Annotated in this window: 17 protein-coding genes and 2 pseudogenes; 2 read left to right on the top strand and 17 right to left on the bottom strand. The window is 63.7% G+C overall.

The features are described from left to right. Positions 1 to 29: 29 nt before the first annotated feature. The 3 genes and pseudogenes from HAP41_RS12700 to HAP41_RS12690 form a co-directional block, all read right to left on the bottom strand. Positions 30 to 1626, bottom strand: a pseudogene (locus tag HAP41_RS12700) (NAD-dependent malic enzyme). Between the two features lie 219 nt (positions 1627 to 1845). Continuing rightward, complete coding sequence (locus HAP41_RS12695) at positions 1846 to 2844, bottom strand: Bug family tripartite tricarboxylate transporter substrate binding protein (protein WP_166101556.1); 999 nt, start codon at positions 2842 to 2844, stop codon at positions 1846 to 1848. A gap of 99 nt (positions 2845 to 2943) precedes the next feature. Further along, positions 2944 to 5277, bottom strand: coding sequence for a mechanosensitive ion channel domain-containing protein (locus HAP41_RS12690; RefSeq protein ID WP_166101560.1), 2334 nt, complete (start codon positions 5275 to 5277; stop codon positions 2944 to 2946). A gap of 722 nt (positions 5278 to 5999) precedes the next feature. Between HAP41_RS12690 and HAP41_RS12685 the strand changes: the two genes are divergently transcribed. Continuing rightward, positions 6000 to 6884 (top strand): MBL fold metallo-hydrolase, encoded by an 885-nt coding sequence (locus HAP41_RS12685; protein WP_063981648.1) that lies wholly within the window; start codon positions 6000 to 6002, stop codon positions 6882 to 6884. Between the two features lie 142 nt (positions 6885 to 7026). Here HAP41_RS12685 and HAP41_RS12680 read toward each other — a convergent pair whose 3' ends face one another. From HAP41_RS12680 to HAP41_RS12635, 10 genes are all read right to left on the bottom strand, one after another. Beyond that, positions 7027 to 7281, bottom strand: a complete 255-nt coding sequence (locus tag HAP41_RS12680; RefSeq protein ID WP_071910559.1) for a DUF3551 domain-containing protein — start codon at positions 7279 to 7281, stop codon at positions 7027 to 7029. Between the two features lie 13 nt (positions 7282 to 7294). Then, positions 7295 to 8332, bottom strand: a complete 1038-nt coding sequence (locus HAP41_RS12675; protein WP_166101565.1) for a patatin-like phospholipase family protein — start codon at positions 8330 to 8332, stop codon at positions 7295 to 7297. Beyond that, entirely contained in the window at positions 8329 to 9258 is a 930-nt protein-coding gene (locus HAP41_RS12670; RefSeq protein ID WP_166101568.1) for a polyphosphate kinase 2 family protein, read from the bottom strand. The genes HAP41_RS12675 and HAP41_RS12670 overlap by 4 nt, the downstream gene beginning before the upstream one ends. Next, positions 9218 to 10237, bottom strand: a complete 1020-nt coding sequence (locus tag HAP41_RS12665; protein WP_135214126.1) for a branched-chain amino acid ABC transporter permease — start codon at positions 10235 to 10237, stop codon at positions 9218 to 9220. Before HAP41_RS12665 ends, HAP41_RS12670 begins: the two co-directional genes overlap by 41 nt. Beyond that, positions 10234 to 11115: a branched-chain amino acid ABC transporter permease gene (locus HAP41_RS12660; RefSeq protein ID WP_063981643.1), complete on the bottom strand. Its 882-nt coding sequence runs from the start codon at positions 11113 to 11115 to the stop codon at positions 10234 to 10236. The genes HAP41_RS12665 and HAP41_RS12660 overlap by 4 nt, the downstream gene beginning before the upstream one ends. Positions 11116 to 11128: 13 nt before the next feature. Then, on the bottom strand, positions 11129 to 11833 hold the full coding sequence (locus tag HAP41_RS12655) for an ABC transporter ATP-binding protein (RefSeq protein ID WP_166101574.1): 705 nt from the start codon (positions 11831 to 11833) through the stop codon (positions 11129 to 11131). Positions 11834 to 11836: 3 nt separating this feature from the next. Then, positions 11837 to 12604: an ABC transporter ATP-binding protein gene (locus HAP41_RS12650; RefSeq protein ID WP_166101577.1), complete on the bottom strand. Its 768-nt coding sequence runs from the start codon at positions 12602 to 12604 to the stop codon at positions 11837 to 11839. A gap of 15 nt (positions 12605 to 12619) precedes the next feature. Further along, positions 12620 to 13930 carry an ABC transporter substrate-binding protein gene (locus HAP41_RS12645; protein ID WP_166101580.1) on the bottom strand — a complete coding sequence of 437 codons (1311 nt, stop codon included), beginning with the start codon at positions 13928 to 13930 and terminating at the stop codon, positions 12620 to 12622. Positions 13931 to 14025: 95 nt separating this feature from the next. Further along, positions 14026 to 14730 (bottom strand): NUDIX hydrolase, encoded by a 705-nt coding sequence (locus HAP41_RS12640; RefSeq protein ID WP_166101585.1) that lies wholly within the window; start codon positions 14728 to 14730, stop codon positions 14026 to 14028. 29 nt (positions 14731 to 14759) lie between these two features. Beyond that, positions 14760 to 15785, bottom strand: a complete 1026-nt coding sequence (locus HAP41_RS12635; RefSeq protein WP_166101590.1) for an ABC transporter substrate-binding protein — start codon at positions 15783 to 15785, stop codon at positions 14760 to 14762. A 139-nt stretch (positions 15786 to 15924) separates the two neighbouring features. Here HAP41_RS12635 and HAP41_RS12630 point away from each other — a divergent pair, with 139 nt between their 5' ends. Beyond that, the gene (locus HAP41_RS12630; protein ID WP_166101593.1) at positions 15925 to 16374 is read left to right on the top strand and encodes a cupin domain-containing protein; all 450 of its coding nucleotides are present in this window, start codon (positions 15925 to 15927) and stop codon (positions 16372 to 16374) included. Between the two features lie 73 nt (positions 16375 to 16447). Here HAP41_RS12630 and HAP41_RS12625 read toward each other — a convergent pair whose 3' ends face one another. The 4 genes and pseudogenes from HAP41_RS12625 to HAP41_RS12610 all read right to left on the bottom strand — a co-directional run bounded on the left by HAP41_RS12625 (position 16448) and on the right by HAP41_RS12610 (position 19785). Next, positions 16448 to 17221 carry an anti-sigma factor family protein gene (locus HAP41_RS12625; RefSeq protein WP_166101596.1) on the bottom strand — a complete coding sequence of 258 codons (774 nt, stop codon included), beginning with the start codon at positions 17219 to 17221 and terminating at the stop codon, positions 16448 to 16450. Then, positions 17218 to 17727: a sigma-70 family RNA polymerase sigma factor gene (locus HAP41_RS12620; protein WP_175618527.1), complete on the bottom strand. Its 510-nt coding sequence runs from the start codon at positions 17725 to 17727 to the stop codon at positions 17218 to 17220. Before HAP41_RS12620 ends, HAP41_RS12625 begins: the two co-directional genes overlap by 4 nt. A gap of 49 nt (positions 17728 to 17776) precedes the next feature. Continuing rightward, positions 17777 to 19239 (bottom strand): annotated as a pseudogene (locus HAP41_RS12615) (YncE family protein). A gap of 9 nt (positions 19240 to 19248) precedes the next feature. After that, positions 19249 to 19785: a DUF305 domain-containing protein gene (locus HAP41_RS12610; RefSeq protein ID WP_166101602.1), complete on the bottom strand. Its 537-nt coding sequence runs from the start codon at positions 19783 to 19785 to the stop codon at positions 19249 to 19251. Positions 19786 to 19825 lie beyond the last annotated feature (40 nt).

Below are 19825 nucleotides of genomic sequence, written 5' to 3'. Positions count from 1 at the left end.
CTCCACACGTTCGGCTGAAATTGTGAGCGTCAGTACTGCGGCTCGTACATCTGGGACTGGATCAGGCCCTTCACGTCGTTGGGTGCGGGTCCGTCGGCGAGACCGCGCTGGTAGGCGACGTCTGCCACCGCAACGGCGATGCGGGCCGAAACCTCGCGAATGCGAGGGAGTGCCGGATAGAGGCTGCCCTGCGCGAGGTCCTCCTTGCCGACGCAATCGGCGAGCGTATGGGCGGCCGCCATGAACATCTCGTCCGTCACCAGGCGCGAGCGGCTGGCGATGACGCCGAGGCCGACGCCGGGGAAGATGTAGGAGTTGTTGCCCTGGCGCGGCACGAAGGTGCGGCCGTTGAGCTTCACCGGATCATAGGGACTGCCGCAGGCGAACAGTGCGCGGCCCTCGGTATAGCGGTAGGCATCCTCGGCCGAGCATTCGGCCTTCGAGGTCGGGTTGGAGAGCGCGAACACGATCGGCTGCTCGTTGAGCGCGGCCATCGCCTTGAGCACCTCGGGCGTGAAGGCGCCGCCGACCGCGGCGACACCGATGATCGCCGTCGGCTTCAGCGTCTTGATCGCGGTGAGGAAATCGGCGATCGGCGCCTGGCCGGCATGGGCATAGCGCAGCTTATGGCCAGAGAGGCCGTCACGGCCGCCGACGACGAGGCCGCGGGAATCCACCAGCCAGTTTGCGCCGGAGAGCTTCCGCCTCGGAAATCCCCTCCGCCATCATGGCGGAGACGACGAGATCGGCGATGCCGGTTGCGGCCTCACCCGCACCGAGGAACAGAATGCGCTGATCCCTGAGCTTGCCGCCATTGACGCGCAGCGCCGAGAACAGGCCGGCGAGCGCTACGGCCGCGGTGCCCTGGATGTCGTCGTTGAAGACGCAGGCCTCGTCCCGATATTTGTGCAGCAGCTTGAACGCCGAGTGATTGGCGAAATCCTCGAACTGGATCAGCACGCCCGGAAACGTCATTCGCGCAGCCTGCATGAACTCGTCAACGAAGCTGTCATAGGCCTCGCCGGTGAGCCGCCGCTCGCGCAGGCCGAGATAATAGGGATCGTTCAAGAGCTCTTCGTTGTTGGTGCCGACGTCGAGCACGATCGGCAGGCAATGCTCGGGATGCACGCCGGCGCAGGCGGAATAGAGCGAGAGCTTTCCGACCGGGATGCCCATGCCATTGGCGCCGAGATCGCCCAGCCCGAGGATGCGTTCGCCATCGGTCACGACGATCAGCTTGGCCGGATAGGGCCAGTTCTCGAGTATCTCGGCGATCTGGCCGCGATCGCGCGATGAGATGAACATGCCGCGCGGCCGCTGGAAGATCAGGCCGTATTTCTGGCAGGCAAGCCCGACCGTCGGGGTGTAGATGATCGGCTGGATCTCGTCGATATTGTCGACGACGACGCGGAAGAACAGCGCTTCGTTGCGATCATGCAGAGCATTCAGCGCGACGTATTTCTCCAGATCCGTCGGCAGCGTGCGCAGATTGGTGAGCACGCGCTCGACCTGCGTCTCCATCGTCAGCACGCAAGGCGGCAGCAGGCCGCGCAGGCCGAGCGCATCGCGCTCCGCTTCCGTGAAGGCGGTGCCCTTGTTGAGCAAGGGATCGCGCAGCAGCGTCATGCCGTGAGCGGTGTCGGATGATGTCGAATGGGCGCTGACCCGAGCAGGTCTATTCACGAATTCCCCCAGGGAGTTTCTTATTGAAGGGCAAGCATTGTCGGCCAGCGCTCACCTGAGATCAAGGACGTAGAGACTCAAGGCTCGATTGTGATCTCGCACCGCAGCGAGATTTCGCGAAAAGCCGGCATTTGCGCGCGAGAAGAGGTTAACGCAGCTGGACTACTCGGGCTTGATGTCGGCGGCCTTCACGATCGGCCACCATTTCTCGGTCTCCGCCTTCTGGAATGCGCCGAGCGCCGAAGGCGATTGCTGGTCGGCAGGCGGAATCTCCTGCCCCAATTCGGCGAAACGCTGCTTGACAACGGGATCGGCAAGCACCGCGACGAAGGCCGCGTTGAGCTTTGTGACGATCTCCTTCGGCGTGTTCTTCGGTGCCCAGATGCCGTGCCAGTAGGAGATGTAGAGACCGGGCAGGCCCGCCTCGTCGACGGTCGGGATATCAGGCGCGGACGCGAGCCGCGTCGGCGACGTCACTGCGAACGCCTTGATCGCGCCGTTCTTGTATTGCGGCAGCGAGTTCGAGGCCTGGCCGAACATGATGTCGATCTGGCCTGCAACGAGATCGATCATGGCGGGTCCGGCGCCGCGATAAGGCACGAACTGGAAATCGGCGCCGGTCTTCTCCTTGAAGAAGACGCCTGCGACGTGCGCGCCCGTGCCGGCACCAGCCGTGCCAGCAGTCGCCTTGCCGGGGCTCGCCTTCAGCCACGCAATCATCTCTTTCAGATTGTTGGCCTCGAGCGACTTCCGGCCGACGATCAGCTGCGTTCCCATCGCGATCGTCGCGACCGGCTCGAAATCGGCGATCACATCATAAGGCAGCTTGAAGATCGCGCCGTTCAGCACATGCGTGCCCCAATGGCCGATCGTGATCGTCGTGCCGTCAGGCGTCGCGCGCGCGACGCGGGCGCCCGCAATGCTGCCGGAGGCACCGGCCACGTTCTCGACCACGACGGTCGCGTGCAGCTGAGCGGCGATCCGCTCGGACAGGATCCGCGCCAGCGTGTCGGTCGGGCCGCCCGCCGCGAACGGCACCACGAGGGTGATGGGGCGCGACGGGAACGGCTGGGCGCCCGCCGGTACGGCCCACGCCGCGGATCCGATCAATGCGCAAATGACGATCACATGACCACGTAGTCCGGCCCACAGCCCCTGCATTCCATCCACCCTTTTTCATCGCCCGCATGTTGTCAGCGGGCTGGGGCCGGAGTGAACGCTGCCGGGCGGGCAGAGGCAAGCTGGAAATTATGCCGCGCGCTAACCAGCCGCCCGCCGCGGGGCCAGATTGGCGGCGCCATCAGCCGGCGGCGCGATCTGCATCAGGATGGTCTGGACCGGGGATGCGACCTCGATGCCGTTCTGCTGGAAGCGCAGCTTCATGCGGCGGTTGAATTCGCGCTGGACCGGCCAGCGGCCGGCCTCCGTGCAGCGGATCTGGCCGACGATCGACACCATGGCACCATCGACCTTGTCGATGCCCCACAGTTCGAGGTCGCCGCGAATTGCCGCGCGAAACTCCGGCTCGCGGCGCATCTCCTCGACGATGTCCTTGAGGATCTGGCCGGCGCGGTCAGTGTCTTCCTTGTAGGCGACATTGACGCTGACGGACGCATTGCCGGCGCCGCGGCTGGCATTGGTGATGGTCGTCACCGCGCTGAACGGCACGATGTGCACGGCGCCGTCGCCGGCGCGCAGACGAATGGTGCGGATCGACACGTTCTCGACCACGCCGGACAGCCCGGAGACGCTGACGTTATCGCCGACCTGGACTGTGTTCTCCAGCAGCAGGAACAGGCCGGTGATGAGATCCTGCACCAGCTTTTGCGAGCCGAAGCCGATGGCGATGCCGACGATGCCGGCGCCGGCCAGCAGCGGCGCGACGTTGACGCCGATCTCGCTCAGCGCGGTGAGGCCGACGACGGTGGCGATCAGGCAGAGCAGCGCGGTCCGCAGCATCGGCTGGAACGTGCGCAGGCGCGCCGCGCGGGCGTAGTGCCCGTCGCGTGACAGCGTATTGATCTGGCGATCCAGCAGCGCGTTGCTGGCTTCCCAGATGGCGGCAGCAATGAGCACGGCGATGCCGATGGTCGCCACCGCCGAAATCAGCCGGCCGCCGATCTGGCCCCCATAGAACCAGACGATGGCGTCGACGCCCCAGACTTCGAGCACGGCCACGAAGCCGATGAACGCGATCACGCTGGATACGATCTTGCGCAGCAGCGGCAGATAGCGGTTGGCGCGGATCTCGAGGCCCGGAAAGCGCTGGAGGATCTCCGGCTTGATGCGGAAGCCGCGGTCGATCAGGCTCAGCGTCACCATGATGGCGACGCGCGTGATCAGCGCCACCACGACGGTGCCGACGAAATATTGCAGCAGCAGCGAATAGCCATTGCGGATGTTGAGCGCCCAGACCGCCCACAGCGCGAGGTCGAGCGCGATGGCGAGATAGTGCCAGCCGCCGGCAATGCGGTTGCGCAGGCGCGCCGCGATCCCCTGCCGCTCCGCCGGCGCGCGGATGGCTTCGGCGACCTGGCGGCGGCATTGCAGGATGATGACGACGACGAAGAGATGCACGACCAGCAACACCATGCGCAGCAGCGCGGCATAGCCGGCACGATGCAGGCCGAGCAGCAGCGCCACATTGGCGAAGGCGATGCCGGAGACGCCGACGCCGACGATGCGCCGCGCCCAGATCTCGATATAGGCCGCAGTTTCTGCCCGAACCGGAACGAGGCCAAACGGCCCCGCCAGCGCGCGAACGACACAGATGAGCCCGCGCGAGAAGGCGTAGGCATTGACGACGGCGAGGATCACGAGGCGAACGGTTGCGGGATCGCCGATCTCCGTGCCGAGCAGTGCGGTTGCGACGCCGATGAAGACGAACACGGGGAGCAGTTCGAGCAGGAGACGCCCGAGCACGAAGGGCAGCCGCAGCAGCAATTGCCAGACACGTGCGAGACTATGGCGGCGCTTGTGCAGTTCGGGCGCGGGCGTGACATCGGCGACCGATGACGGCGGATCGGCGATGGGCAGCACCTGCGCCGGCAGGCGCGCGGTTTGCGGGACGCGTCCTTCCAGGAAGGCAACGGGCCGCCGGATCGCGCGGAAGATCACCCACTCCGCCGCAATGGCGCAGCCGAGCACCAGCGCGAGCTTCCACGCGATCTCGATCAGGAGGTTGTAGGCAACGGGATCGTTGGCGGTCCGTACGATCCAGTAATAGAAGGCGGGGAAATGCGTCAGCGTCCGCGCCACGTCGGCGATTTCGCGCGAGATCTCGCCGATCTCTTCCGACACCGTGAGCAGGAGCTGTGCGCCAAGGCCGTCGGCCGAGAGCGGGATCGGCGATTTCTGCTCGGGCGCGGCGGGCACGGGCTGCTGCTGACCGGGCACATTCGCGATCACGCGCAGCGTATCGATCATCTGCGCACGTTTTTTGTCGTCCTGGAGCGTCTCCAGCGCCCGCTTGGCTTCCTCCGGCGACAGTGCGGCGGCCCTATTGGCGGCCGGCGGCTCGGCGCGAACGGTGGAAAGAGATGAGATCGCGATGAAGAGAGCGGCGAGGAACGCCGGGGCAAGCTTGTGCGACACGAGGATTCCCTGGAAAAGCGCATGCGCCGGCGGAGTCGGGACTGTCGCCGCCGAAGCACTGCGTCATGTCGTATCGACGCTATTCGCCCCGGCGCTGTGTCGGAAGTTGGCCAACGAGGCGACATTCTCTTGGCATTTGCCGCAATGCAGGAACGGGAACCGTCGGCTCCGCGCGGCCGGACATCAATCGAGTGCGATGCGCACAACAAATTCCTCCCGTCATTCCGGGAGTCGGCCCGGAATGACGGCGAGGAGGAGGAGAAAGCAGGATGTCAAAGCGCCTGTCATAGCGGCCGCATCACGGCCATCCGACACGATCGGTGTGATGCAAAATACAGCGCCGGGTAGGTAGGGGCTTTGCCTCACTGATGCAGCCCGCTAAACCTTTACCCGGCGTGCCGTTCGCGGTTTCTGCCGCTATGCGATAGTCCGAACGAACTCCATCGCACTTAACGCGGCTGGATCTGCGGAGGTGGTGTCATAGACCTCCCCTTGCTCTTGAGGTGGACAACGCGTCGCTTGTTTGCGACCGAAACCATGCTCCTCCCGTGACATAAAACTGTCAAGCAGGATCAATGGCGCCGGTATCACATTTGAGGACGTGTTCCCTCCCATCGCGACAGATTGGTCGCAATGGATCAGGGAATAAATTCCCTCCTGCCGCGTTTGTGTCAGAGAGTCTATCCGCCTTCCGCATTCCATCCATTTCCAGAAAGCAAGACATGAAAGCATTACTTTGCATCGCCGCTGTCGCGGCCCTCCTGACTGGATCAGCCTTCGCGCAGACCCCGCCGCAGACCTCAACCAAGAAGGTCGACGGCACCGAGAACGTCTACGTCTTCCGCTATGGCGGTCATCAGTCGATGTTCATCGTGACGCCGCAGGGCGTGATTGCGACCGACCCGATCTCGTATTTGCGTCCGGCAAAGCCCTATATCGACGCCATCAAGGCCGTCACTGACAAGCCGATCAAATACGTCATCTACAGCCACCACCATTACGACCACATCGCCGGCGGCCAGCCCTTCAAGGATCTCGGTGCCACCTTCATTGCGCACCGGCGGACCAAGGAGCGCCTGCTCGAGCTGAAGAAGCAGAATTCGCTGCTCGCCGATGTCGTGATGCCGGACCAGGTGATCGACGACAAGAAGAGCATCACGCTCGGCGGCACCACGCTGGAGCTGAACTATGTCGGCCGCAACCACTCCGACAATTCGCTGGTGATGCGGTTGCCGAAGGAGAAGATCGTCTTCGTCGTCGACTTCGCGCCGATCGAGTCCGTGCAGTTCCGCAACATTCCCGACAACGCCTCGCCGGTCGAGTATATCGCCTCGCTGAAGAAGCTGGCATCGCTCGACTGGGAGCGGATGATCCCCGGCCATCCCTATGCCGGCGGGCGCTTCGGCACCAAGAAGGACGTCGAGGACGACATCGCCTACATGGAAGATCTGTCCGCAGAGGTGAAGAAGGCCGCCGATGCCGGCAAATGCTTCGACACCGCGATGAAGGAAGTGAAGCTGCCGAAATACGAGAAATGGGCGAATTACGAGACCGCCCTTCCCGCCAATATCGAGCGCTTCTGCTACTGGTGGGGCCGCGGGTATTGAGGGTCGGCTTGCTCAGACGCGACGAGCTTCGCTCGCGCTGAGATCGTAGGGTGGGCAAAGGCGCTCTTGCGCCGTGCTCACCACCTCTGGCCGGATGAAGATTGGTGGGCACGCTTTGCTTTGCCCACCCTAGGGATCGCCGCTAGCGAACGCGCCGCCCTGTCCTCGCCGACGGCGCCTGCGCGAAATACGGATTCGTCAGACATGTCGCCGGACGCCCCTGCGCGCTTGCCTGGCACTGGGCGAACGAGGAGAAAATGCAGTCCATCCGCTCGCCCTCCAACTCGCCGAAGACGTGCAGGCAGACCGGCGCATCGCCCCCATAGGTCTGGGCGCGCGCGGAACCGGCGATCAAGAGCGCGGCGAACAGGGAAACGACGACAGCAGGCTTGTACACGACAACCTCGAAATCAGAGAAACATTTCAGTCAAATCAACCGTCGACGAGCTGCCGATACAGTCAAAGTTTTGCGTCAGCCAGATTCGCGCGGCCTCGCGCCCCTCGTCACGCAGGCGGCACAAGAGGCTCCATTCGGGATGGAACTGCGTGGCCGTTCCGAGCTGCGACATCAATTGGTCGTTTCCAATCCAGTGCATGAACATGCGGCTGTGCGTGTTGCTATCGAGCTCGCCATTATCGATCAGCCGGGTCGCGAAGGCAATCGCGCGCATCTCACGCATCAGTGACGAATTGAAGCTGATCTCGTTGATGCGATGGAGAACGTCGGCGGCGCTCGCCGGCAGTTCGTCACGCCGGATCGCGGTCACCTGCACGATGATGACGTCTTGGCTACCTTTTCGATAGATCAGCGGAAAGATCGCGGGATTTCCGAGATAGCCGCCATCCCAATAATGCTCGCCGTCGATCTCGACCGCCTGGAAATATGGCGGCAGACAGGCCGAGGCGAGCACGGTCTCCGCGCTGAGCAGCGGCGTCTGGAACACCTTGATCTTGCCGGTACGGACATTCGTGGCGTTGAGAAATAGCTGCGGTGCGTCCGGCGATGAATTGAGCCGATCGAAATCGACCACGCGTAGCAGCAACGACCGGAGCGGATTGAAGTGGAGGGGGTTGAGCAGGTTCGGCGGCACCGTGTGCGTCAGCGTGTGGATGAAAGCATGGACAGGGTGATATTCCGGCGGCAGCTTGAGGGCCTGGATCAACTGGTTGAGTGGCGAGAACAGGTCATAGACCTGATCCATCCGCGAGACCTCGTACCAGAACGCATGCAGGTTCTGCCGCGCCCCCTCGGCTCCGCCGATGGCCATGCCTGAGGCCAGCACCACCGCATTCATCGCGCCCGCGCTTGTAGCGCTGATCGCCTCGATGGCGAGCCTGCCGTCCTCGAGCACGTGGTCCAGCACGCCCCAGACGAAGGCGCCGTGCGCGCCGCCGCCCTGAAGCGCGAAGTTGACGTTCTTCTGGTTGCTGGTCTCACGGGCGGTCACTTTGCGGGCTTCCTGCCTCCCTTCCCCTCGCGCTCCAGCGCCTTGCGCACCTCGTCGAATTCGCCAAGCGAGGCCTTGTCGGCGCGGGGGAAGCGCAGGTCCAGCTTTTCGAGCGCCGCGACGATCGCCGAGCCGATCACGACGCGCGCGAACCATTTGTGGTCGGCCGGCACGACATACCAGGGCGCGTGCGACGTTGCCGTATGCCGGACGATGTCCTGATAGACCGCCTGGTAGCGCGGCCACAGCGCGCGCTCCTTGATGTCGTCCATCGAGAACTTCCACTGCTTGGCCGGTTCCTCGAGCCGCTCAAGGAAGCGCTCGCGCTGCTCCTCCTTGGATAGATTGAGGAAGAATTTCAGAACCACCGTGCCGTTGCGGCTGAGGTGGCGCTCGAAGGCGGAGATGTCCTCGAACCGCTCCTTCCAGATGTTCTTGGTCACGAGCCTTTGCGGCAGCTTCTGCTTGGCAAGAATCTCCGGATGCACCCGCGTGACCAGGCACTCCTCGTAATGGGAGCGGTTGAAGATGCCGATATGGCCGCGCTCGGGCAGCGCGATCGCGTGGCGCCAGAGGAAATCGTGATCGAGCTCCTTGGTGCTCGGCGCCTTGAAAGCATGGACCTCGCAGCCCTGCGGATTGATGCCCTCGAAGATCGCCTTGATCGCAGAATCCTTGCCGGCGGCGTCCATGGCCTGGAGCACGATCAGCACCGACCAGCGATCCTGGGCGTAGAGCTTCTCCTGAAACTCGATCATCCGCTTCTTGTTGGCGTCGAGAATCGCCTGCGCCTTCTCCTTGTCGAGATCGCCCTTCTCGTTGGTCTTGTAATCCTTGAGGTGAAACTTGCCCGATCCGTCGTAACGGAACGGCGTGATGTAGCTGTCAAGTTCCTGGGCGAGCGATTTGGACGGCTTCTTGCTCATGAGCGCGGGGCACCTTGCGTTGCGGCTTCAATCGGTCGAGCAGGCTACCAAGGATGCCCTTGGGAAGGAATATGATGAAAAGGACCAGCAGCACGCCATAGACGAGGTTGTCCCAGCCGACCGCCTTGGTGCCGAAGCCGATACGCAGGGTTTCCGCCAGCAGAATGGTGATGACAGCGCCAAAGGTCGGGCCGAGCGAGACGAACAGGCCGCCGACGATGGCCGCGAACACCATCTGGAGCGACACCGCGATGCCGCTGACGGTGTCGGGGGTGATGAACATCTGGTACTGGCAGTAGATTGCGCCGGCGAGCGCCGTCATCACGGCACTGAGCAACGTAATTTTCAGCTTCTCCGCGGTGACATCGACGCCGGCGGCGGCCGCGGCATCCTCGTCCTCCGAGATCGCCTCGAGCGCGTAGCGGGCCATGCTGCGGTCGACCCAGTGCCAGACCACGATGCCGAAAAGCCAGACCCCGAGCGCGATCAGATACCAGGTCGTCTTGTCGTCGAATTGCAGCGCCAGCAGCTTGTTGCCGGAGGCGCGATTCGGCGTATAGCCGAGCGAGCCGCCGGTATAGTCGCGCGTCGCCGTGATGACCTGGAGCACGATTCCTGACAGCGCCAGCGTCACCAGCACGAAATAGTGGCCGGTGATGCGGAAGCGGAAGCAGGGATAGCCGACGATCAGCGCCAGCGCACCCGCCGCAACCATGCTGATGGGAATGCCGATCCAGGGCGACCAGCCCAGATGATTCCAGAGCAGCGCGGTGACATAGGCGCCGATCCCCATGAAGCCGCCATGGCCGAGCGAGACCAGACCGAACCGTCCCATCATCGACCAGGACGTGTAGGCGAACGACCAGATCAGGATCAGCACCAGGATGTGCAGATGATAGGGATCGCGATAGACGAAGGGCAGCGCGACCAGCGCCGCCAGCCCCACCGCCCATGCCGCAAGCCGCCCCTGCCCCATCATCGGCGCCTCGCAAGCAGGCCCGCGGGCCGGATGAACATCATGACGATGAAGAAGGCGAAGGCGAGCACGTAACCCCATTCGAGATCGGAGAACAGGCCGCCGAGCGAGATGATCTCGGCGAACACGAAGGCGGCGATGAAGCCTCCGATGAAATTGCCGAGCCCCCCGAGCACGCAGATCAGGAAGGTGATCGGCCCGAAGGAGAGGCCGACGAAGGGATGCACGTCATATTGCAGCACCAGCAGGCAAGCGGCGAGCCCAGCCAGCGCGCCGCCGAGCGCGGAGGTGATGAGATACATTCTCTTCGTGTCGACGCCCATCAGCGCCATGATCTGCCTATCCTGGGAGATGGCGCGGATCGCGGTGCCGGTGAAGGTGCGGGTCATGAACAGGTACACTGCGACCATGCCGACCAGCGCGGCCAGAAAGGACAGCAGCCGCGCGTAGCTGAAATTCATGTCGCCGAAGGCGAGCACCGGCAGGCGGATGCCGAGATTGCGGAAGTCGATGCCGAAGGCGACGGTGGCAAAGCTCTGGAGCACGAACAGCACCCCGCCTGTCGCAAGCAGCTGGTTGATCGGCGGCGCGGTGAGCAGCGGCGCGATCACGAGGTAGTGCAGCGCGGCGCCGAGGATCGCGACGAGCAAAATGGTGAACGGCGCTGCGATGAAGTAGCTGAGGCCGTAATACTGCACGATGAAATACATGGCGTACATGCCGATCATCACCAGCTCTGCGTAGCAGATCCAGGTCACGTCGATGACGCCAAAGATCAAGTTGAGCCCGAGCGCGAGCAGTGCCAGCACGCCGCCGAGCAGGATGCCGTTGATCACGGCCTCCAGCAGATAGATGTCGAAAATGCCCAAAAAAGCTTGCATGCCTGCATGAACCTCATACCCCGAGATACGCTTCCTTGACCGTGTCACTCGCCAGCATCTCGGCCGAGGTGCCGGATGCCCGGATCGTGCCCGCCTCGATCAGATAGGCGCGATCAACCACTTTCAGCACCTGCTGCACGTTCTGCTCGACGATCAGCACCGTCAGGCCGCGGGCGCGGATCCGCTTCACCAGCTCGAACACCTGCTGCACCACGACCGGCGCCAACCCTGCCGACGGCTCGTCGAGCAGCAGAAGTTTTGGATTCGACATCAGCGCGCGGCCGATCGCGCACATCTGCTGCTCGCCGCCGGACATGGTGCCGGCCATCTGGTGGCGGCGTTCCTTCAGGCGCGGAAACAGGTCGAACACGACATCCAGCCGCTCGGCATAGTGGCCGCGCGCTTCCTTCACAAAGGCGCCCATCTTGAGATTGTCGTCGACCGTGAGCTGCGGAAACAGCCGCCGGTTCTCCGGCACATGCGCGATCCCGAGGCTGACGATCTTGTGCGGCGGCGTCGCCACGACATCGACGCCCTCCATCCTGATCGACCCGCGCGTGGGACGGATCAGGCCGGAGATGACGCGCATCAGCGTGGTCTTGCCGGCGCCGTTCGGACCGATGACGCCGACGGCCTCGCCCGCTTTGACGTCGAGATTGACGTCGAACAGCGCCTGGAACGTGCCGTAACCTGCGCTGACCGAACGAAGCTCCAGCATCGTCTAGCCTCCCGAGCGGCGGCGCGCTTCCGCCGCCGCGGCCTGCGTGGTCTCGGCATCGGTGCCGAGATAGACCTCGATGACGCGCGGGTCGCCGGCAACCGCGCTCGGCAAGCCTTCCGAGATCTTCTCGCCGTGATCGAGCACCATCACGCGGTCGACGACGCGCATCAGCACGCCCATGATGTGCTCGACCCAGATGATGGTGATGCCGAGCTCGTCGCGGATGTTGCGCAGCATGTCCGCCGCCTGGTCCATCTCGGTCTCGTCGAGACCGCCGAGGCTCTCGTCCGCAAGCAGCAGTTTTGGCGCGGTCGCGAGCGCCTTCGCAAGTTCGAGCTTCTTCAGGCCGGCTGCGCCCAGGCCATCGACGCTGGCATGGCGATCGGTCGGCAAGCCCACCATCGCAAGTGACCGCTCGGCCGCCTCCTCCGCCCTGGCACGACTGTGGCGGCCCTGGCCGTAGAAGCCGGCCAGTGCGACATTCTCGAAGATTGTCAGGCGTCGGAACGGCCGCGGAATCTGGAAGGTGCGGCCGATGCCGCTGTTGATGATCCGGTGCGGCGCGAGCCCTGCGATCTCGGCGCCGCCGAACAGGATCGAGCCGGATGTCGGCGCCAGCGTGCCGGAGAGCATGTTGAAGATCGTGCTCTTGCCCGAGCCGTTGGGGCCGATCAGGCCGAGGATCTCGCCCTGATCGACCCGAAACGACACGTTGTTGACGGCGGTGAAGCTACCAAACCGCTTCACCAGCCCGCTGACTTCCAGCACCGCCCTGCTCCGCCGCTACTGGTTGCTGTAGGTGGTGCCCTTCGGCAGCGGCAGCACGGCCTCGCGCTGCGCCTGACTCTTGGGCCACACCACAGAGGATTTGTCGTCGATGTATTGGATCACGACCGGGAACGAGCGCTCGTTCTGCCCGGCCATCGGCGTGCCCTCGCCGTAGAACTTGACGCCGAAGCCCAGCATGGTCCCGCCTTCGGGGATGTCGGTGTCGAGCGCGGCCTTGCGCAGCGCGTCGGGATCGACGCCGCCATACTTCTTGATCGCGCGCGGCAGCACATCACTCATGAACACGTAAGTGTTGGACGCGCCGATGCCGACATGCGCCGAGCGGATGACAACGCCGGGCCTGATCTTGTCGAACTCCTCGCCGACCATCTTGATGACGGGCGGGAGCTTGGGATCCATGGTCTTCTGGTTGGCGAGCCAGATCGAGATCGGGTCGGTGTTGAAGATGTAGGTGGCGTCGACCCCCATCCCCTCTTTCAGCTTCTCGTAGACGCCGTAGCCGGCGCCATGGCCCATCAGCGCGCCGAACTTCAGCCCCTGCTCGCGGGCCTGGCGCAGCAACAGCGTGATGTCAGGGTTGTAGCCGGTGTGGAAAATGACATCGGGCTTGGCACGCTTCAGCTTGGTCACCAGCGCGGAGAGATCGGGCGCCGTCGCCGAATAGCCTTCCTTCATCACGACGTTGAAGCCCGCCTTCTTCGCGCCGGCCTCGTTGCCCCTGGAGACGTCGACGCCATAGGCGCCATCCTCGTGGATGATGGCGACGCGCAGGTCCTTCGGCTCCTTGTCGAACTTCGCCTTGGCATTCTGCGCGATGAAATCCATCGTCATCATGCCGAACTGGTCGCCGCTCGCCTGCGGGCGGAACACGTATTTGTAACCCTTGTCGTTGAACACGGCCGACGAGATGCAGGTCGTCATCCACATGAACTTCTTGAGCTGCTCGACGCGGGCAGCGACCGGCACGCATTGCGCCGATGAGAAGAAGCCGAGGACCATGTCCACCTTCTCCTGCTCAAGCAGGCGGACGGATTCGTTGATGGCGATGTCGGGCTTGCTCTGCGCGTCGGCGTAGACCGCCTCGATCTTGTAGCCTTCGACGCCGGTCTCGGCGAAATGGTCGAGAATAATTTTTGCGCCGATATAGCCGAGCTCAGATCCACCGCCCGCGAGAGGCCCGGTCAGGTCGAAAACAACGCCGATCTTGATCTTCTTCTCTTGAGCCTGAGCCGAAGCCATCAAGCCCGTCGCTGATATCGCGACCAACAGCCCACGTACCAAGCGGGCAGCCATGCGCAGGCGCATCAAAACCTCCCTGGACGATTGTGCATTGCATTCTTGTTGCTTTTGCTTTTTGGCCCATCACATGGGCTGGGCGCAGCAATGTCAAGCCTCGCGCTTCAGCGCGAAGCGAACTGCTGCTCGATAAAGGCCGTGACAAATCGCGGCATGGTCGGCGTGAGATCACTCATCCCGCGCACGAGATGAATGGCCGACAACTCCGGATCGGCTTCGCGGGCGAGATTGGCCTCGATCCGGGCCCGGGCCACGTCACCCGGCATGTCCAGGTTGATAATTTGAATCATTGCAATCGACGGACCTGTGACGACACAGTGCCAGTCCGGCTGGGTTCGGTAGTCGGCCGCGGTCAAGCCGGTCTCTTCCCCGAGTTCACGGATGACACTGCCGGGAATGTCGAGCGCGCCGTCACTGACGTCGTCCAGATCAGGCGTGCCCGAGGGGAAATAGATGCGGCCTGCATTGGCGGTGTGCTGCGCCATCTCGCCCATGATGAAGGCGCCGTCGGAGGCGCGCAGCGCGCCCATGCCAAAACCGTTGAACACGGCCTTGTCGGGAAAGCCCCAGTCGCGCCAGGCAAGGAAGCTCGCAAAATCCGTCTCGAAATAGGTCGCGGCGAGATGGCCGTCCGTGAACACGGCATCGCGCCCGAGCAGGACGCGGCCGTTCCACATCTTCGGCCGCTCGCGCTGCTTCTCGTCGAAATGCGCCGCGATCTCGGCGCGGCGTTCCTCCGCGAACGGCCAGACGGTCGGCCGCACGGCAAGATCAAGCGTCGTGACGCGATGAATGACCAATGACGTCATGACAGCTGATTACAATGCCTTCGCGTCAGTTATTTGGCATTCCCAGTGGTCTTCTTGGCCTGATCGACGTATTTGTTGGTAAAGGTCTTGCTGACGTCGATCTTGGCGGCGGCCACCTCGGGCGAGCCGACGCTGAACACCGCGAGCACCGCGTCCGCGCCCCTCGGGTCCATCTTGCCGGTTTCGGAGAACATCGGGATCGTGTTCTTCAGCGCGGCGAGATAAAGCTCCTTGTTCTTGCCGACCATCTCCTCCGGCATCTTCGCCATGATCTCCTCGCGCGAATGCGAATGGATCCAGCCGATCGTGGCGAGCATTGCGTTGGTGAGTGCCTGCGTTTCCTTCTCGTGCTTGTTGATCCAGGCCACGGTCGAGTACAGCGCGCCGCCCGGATATTCGCCGCCGAACGTCTCGAGCGTGTCCTTCTGGGTGCGGGTGTCGCTGAGGATGCGCAGATCCTTGTGGCTGCCCTGAAGAACGGTGACGGAGGGATCGAGCATCACGGCGGCGTCAATCTGCCCCTGCTCCATCGCGGCCACGGCGGTGGCGCCGAGGCCGACGCCGATCACGGCGGTGCCGGCGGGATCGAGCCCGTTCTTTTTCAGTAGATATTTGAGGAAGAAGTCGGTGGAGGAGCCGGGCGCGCTGACGCCGACCTTCTTGCCGGCGAGATCCTTGATCGACTTGATTTCGTTCGTGTGCGACGGCGAGACCACCAGCACGAGGCCGGGATAACGGTCATAGACCACGAAGGCTTGAAGCTCCTGCTTCTTGGCGGCGAGGTTGACGCAATGGTCGAAATAGCCGGAGACCACGTCGGCGCTGCCGCCGAGCACGGCCTTCAGCGCGTCCGAGCCGCCCTTGAGGTCCACGAGCTCGACATTGAGGCCCGCCTTCTCGTATTCGCCGAGTTGCTTGGCCAGCACCGTGGGCAGATAGCACAGGCAGGCGCCGCCTCCGATCGCGATGGTCACCTTGCTTTGCGCCGCGGCAAGACCGGTGGTGAGCGTCAGCGCGAGCAGCGCGCCGGCGAGCCTTGCAATCGTGTTCTTCATTGGTTTCCTCCGTTCGGCTGGCGGCACCATAGAGCAGCAGGATTGGCTTGAGAAGCACTGCCAAAGTGCGACTCGCCATCAGCCTTTCGGCGCAATAGCATGGGTCCACAAGAACAATTCTTGATGGGGAGGATCATCCATGAATCGCCTTGCAATCGGGCTGTCGATCGCCGCCGCCTTTGCCGCCAGATGCGGCGCCAACCAACTGCTCCGGCCGGCGCTGGCAGCCGAGAACGTCACCGCGCAGATCATCCACACCGGCGAGATGGAGGGCGACGCACTCGGCCCCGCCAATAATGTCGGCTACCGTTCCAAGATGTTCGCCAGCGCCGACGGTGCCACCATCTCGATCCAGGTCGGCAATGTGCCCAAGCACATGCATCCCAACACCAACGAGATCCAGTACATCCTGGACGGGACCGGGACGATCTGGCTCGGCGACAAGGAGGTGACGGTGAAACCCGGCGACCTCGTCATCATCCCCAAGGGCACGCCGCATGGCGGCACCAAGCCGATCAGCGGTCAGGTCAAGGCCATCGCGATCAAGACGCCGCCGCAGGCGCCCGATGACACCAAGCTGCTGGACTAGGCTGCCCGCAACTCGGGCCGGTTGAACGTTCGGGCTCGCACTGCCGTGCGGGCCCATTTCGTCAGTTTCGAGGCTAGATCGGGCGCGTCTGCTTCCGGATCTCGTTCGCGATCGGCTTGAGGGTGTCTCCCGGAAGCTGGCCGACGAGCGTGTAACCCATGCCGCCATCCGCCCACACGAAGCCCGCGACATCGCCGGTCGATTGCGGCATCATCGGCGTATCCAGATTGCGGTTGCTCATCGGACGCGTCAGCACGACAAGCCGGTCGCCGTGATCGTCATCGTACATGAACATCGCGGCCGGGCCGTGCGACGTCGCAACCAGGCGACCGCCCATCAGCCGATAGCCGGATACAGAGAGATCCGGCACCTTGACCGGCTGTTTCAGCCGATTCGATACCCATTGCGTGAGCTCGGCACTGTCGGACGCCCTTATCTCGACCGGCCGCACGCGGTCCGGTGCGTAAACGCCATACGAATAGGCCGCCTCCTGTGCCAGCGCAGACAGTCCGTTCGAGCCCTCCTGCAAGACGCCGCGCATGGTCCATCCGCCGAGACCGCCGATGCCGAGAAGCAACATCGCAGCGATCGCCCACCACGTCCGCATGGGAGGCCGCCTCCGGCTCTCGATGATGTGCGACAGATTCAGCTCGGCCGACAACGGCTCGTCGGCGATCGACGCAAACGCCCCGCGGAGCTGCTCGCGCTGGGTGGCGAAGGCCGCAACGCGCGCGGCGACATCCTGATGATCGTCCAGATAGGATGCGACCTCCGCGCGCCGCTCAGGCTCGAGCGCCTGGTCGACATAGGCGTGGAGATCGTCCTCGGTGATCGGCCGCCGGTTCATTTCACGCCCCGCAATGCCACGACGTTCCCTGGAGCCACGCCCTCCATCTCCTGCAATAGCCTCTCCCGCGCGCGCGACAGGCGTGACATCACGGTCCCGACCGGAATCTTCAGCACTCCCGCGGCGTCCGCGTAGGATAGATCCTCAACCGCAACAAGCAACAACACCGCACGCTGCTCTTCCGGCAGTCTCGCGAGCTTTTTCAGGACATCCTGATAGATCAGCCTGTGCTCCTGCGCGGCAGCGCTGGCGAGCTCACGCTCGCCTGCATCGTCGATCGGCATATGCCTGCCCCGCGCCGTGGCCTGGCGGAATTGCGTGACCGCCAGATTGTGGAGGATGCTGAACAGCCAGGCGCGAACGCTGCCGTCGCGCCGCTGATGCCAATGGCTGACGGCACGCTCCAGGCAATCCTGAACCAGATCGTCGGCAGCCGCGCGATCGCGCAAAAGCGCGCGCGCGTAGCGGCGGAGCGCGGGGATAAGCGGCTCGACCTGAACCAGCATGTCCTTCACGAGGCGCTCCACCTGCCCTTTGCCGACGTCGGACGGCGCGTCATCGCGCCTCGATCTGGACCGCCTCACCAGGCATGGCCGCGTCACCGGCCGCAATCACCAGGTACCGCCTTGTTTCAGCGGCAGACTGGTCGACGATCTGCCGGATCGGACCGGCCACATTGACGATGGCGGATCCAGCCGGATTGGTCATGAACGCCGCCAACGGCTGCAACGGGCCACTGCCGTCGCCATGCTCCGCCAGGGCAAGCACATATTTCTGCTTGGGCTGAAGTCCCGTCACCGAAGCCTGCAAGATCTGAATCAGGCCCTGATCGAACAGCGACACGCTGGTCGGCGCCATGCCGTCTTTTGCACCGTCCTTCGACGCAAGCGTGAGATGAGCGACCTGCCCGGCGACGCCGAGGGCCTGCAAATTCTGGCGGTCATCAGGGTTAGGCGCGGCATTTGGAACATACGCGATTGCCTGCGGCGCCTGGCCGATCGGAACGTTCCCGACCACTTTATTGGTCGCCGTGTCGATGGCCGCGAGCGCGTCGGCGTTCTCCAGTCCCACATAGATGCGTGTGCCGTCGCCCGACGGCCAGACGCCGTGCGGCAGATTGCCGACCGGGATCGTCGCGACCTGCGAGAAATCGTCGGTGCGGAACACTTTTACTTCGTTCAGGCCACCGATGGTGACGTAGGCGAACGTGCCCTTGGCAGTGTGCGCGAAATTGACGTGGTTGGTGATCGGCCCGGTATCGATCGTCTTGATCGCGTTGAACGGTGGCTTGGCGTTGAACACCTGTGTCCGGCCGACGTCCTTCAGCGTGAACCACACCTGGTTTCCATCCGGCGTCGCCGCGATGTTCGGGCAGAATGGGCTCTCCTGCTTCACCGTGGCGACGATCTTGTGCTCGGCCACCGCGACGACGTCGGTCTCGGGATTGAACGACGAGCAGAGTATTTGCCGTCGGGTGAGAAAATCTGCATGCCCGGCCCATTCGGGGTCGTGATGCGGGTCTTCTCCTTGAAGCTGATCGGATCGATGACGGAGATGTAGTTCTCGCCGCGAACGGTGACCCACACTTCCTTGCCGTCCGGCGTGAAGAACGCCTCGTGCGGCGATCGTCCGACGTAAGTGATATGCTTGACCGCGTTGGTTGCGGTGTCGATGAAGCTCACCGAATTCGAGCCGATCGACACCACGGCGAGCGTCTTGTGATCGGGCGAGAAGCCCATGCCATGCACGAGCACCTGGCCCTTGTAGAGCGGGCTGAAATTGCCGGGTTGCGGGTCGCCCAGCCGGATCACGCCAAGCAGCTTGTTGTCGACGGGATCGGTGACCGAGACCGTATTCGAGAACTGCTCTGCGGCGTAGACACGGTCGTGGTGGCTCACCGGAATATCGGCAGCGGACAGCGCGCCCGGCGCCTGCCCCGCCCACGCGACCGAACCGGTCGCAAGCATCGTGGCCGCCAGGAAAATGCTCTTCATCATAGTGCTTCGTGACGTGGTCATCTGCGACTCCTACTTCTTCATTCCCGTGGACATATCCATCTGCATGCCCGGATGATGATGAACGGTTGTGTTGGGAGCTGAGGGCGGTTGGGTCGGGGCGGGCGCGGTGTCTGTCGCCGGCTCGCCGATCGCGAGCTTCATGGCCGCGATCTCCTGCATCTGGTCGACGATGATTTCCTGGGCGATGCGCCGCAGCTGCTCGTTCTTGCCATACCGCAATTCGATGACCGCCATGTCGATCGCGCCCTGATGATGCGGGCTCATCATTGCGACGAAGTCGCGATCGATGTCGCCGGTCGGCTTGGCCGCCATGTCGTTCATCATCTTGGTCATCGCCGCTTCGTTTTCTTCCAAAAACGCACGCTCCTCCGTGCTCACCGCGGCCGGCGGGGCGGCCGGATGGGTTTCATGCGCGAACACGAGCAGCGGGAGTGCGGACGCGACCAGAATTGGCGCGGCAAGGAACGCCGTGCCGAGACCGGGCTTGGGCCATCGGCATCTGCTTGCGAACACCGCTAAGGCGCGGCGAAACTGTGAGGGGGGCATCCTGAACTCCCATGCAGGTGGTTGCTTGGGGGTATGACGT

The organism is Bradyrhizobium barranii subsp. apii, from assembly GCF_011516635.5.
GTDB lineage: Bacteria > Pseudomonadota > Alphaproteobacteria > Rhizobiales > Xanthobacteraceae > Bradyrhizobium > Bradyrhizobium barranii.
The sequence above is the reverse complement of the archived record's forward strand: the minus strand, read 5'-3'. Positions and strand labels throughout refer to the sequence as shown.

Coding starts and splice junctions, on each gene's coding strand:
- HAP41_RS12695 (WP_166101556.1), bottom strand. CDS start 2,844: ATGCAGGGGCTGTGGGCCGGACTACGTGGTCATGTGATCGTCATTTGC.
- HAP41_RS12685 (WP_063981648.1), top strand. CDS start 6,000: ATGAAAGCATTACTTTGCATCGCCGCTGTCGCGGCCCTCCTGACTGGA.
- HAP41_RS12670 (WP_166101568.1), bottom strand. CDS start 9,258: ATGAGCAAGAAGCCGTCCAAATCGCTCGCCCAGGAACTTGACAGCTAC.
- HAP41_RS12665 (WP_135214126.1), bottom strand. CDS start 10,237: ATGATGGGGCAGGGGCGGCTTGCGGCATGGGCGGTGGGGCTGGCGGCG.
- HAP41_RS12660 (WP_063981643.1), bottom strand. CDS start 11,115: ATGCAAGCTTTTTTGGGCATTTTCGACATCTATCTGCTGGAGGCCGTG.
- HAP41_RS12655 (WP_166101574.1), bottom strand. CDS start 11,833: ATGCTGGAGCTTCGTTCGGTCAGCGCAGGTTACGGCACGTTCCAGGCG.
- HAP41_RS12645 (WP_166101580.1), bottom strand. CDS start 13,930: ATGCGCCTGCGCATGGCTGCCCGCTTGGTACGTGGGCTGTTGGTCGCG.
- HAP41_RS12640 (WP_166101585.1), bottom strand. CDS start 14,730: ATGACGTCATTGGTCATTCATCGCGTCACGACGCTTGATCTTGCCGTG.
- HAP41_RS12635 (WP_166101590.1), bottom strand. CDS start 15,785: ATGAAGAACACGATTGCAAGGCTCGCCGGCGCGCTGCTCGCGCTGACG.
- HAP41_RS12630 (WP_166101593.1), top strand. CDS start 15,925: ATGAATCGCCTTGCAATCGGGCTGTCGATCGCCGCCGCCTTTGCCGCC.
- HAP41_RS12625 (WP_166101596.1), bottom strand. CDS start 17,221: ATGAACCGGCGGCCGATCACCGAGGACGATCTCCACGCCTATGTCGAC.
- HAP41_RS12620 (WP_175618527.1), bottom strand. CDS start 17,727: ATGCTGGTTCAGGTCGAGCCGCTTATCCCCGCGCTCCGCCGCTACGCG.
- HAP41_RS12610 (WP_166101602.1), bottom strand. CDS start 19,785: ATGCCCCCCTCACAGTTTCGCCGCGCCTTAGCGGTGTTCGCAAGCAGA.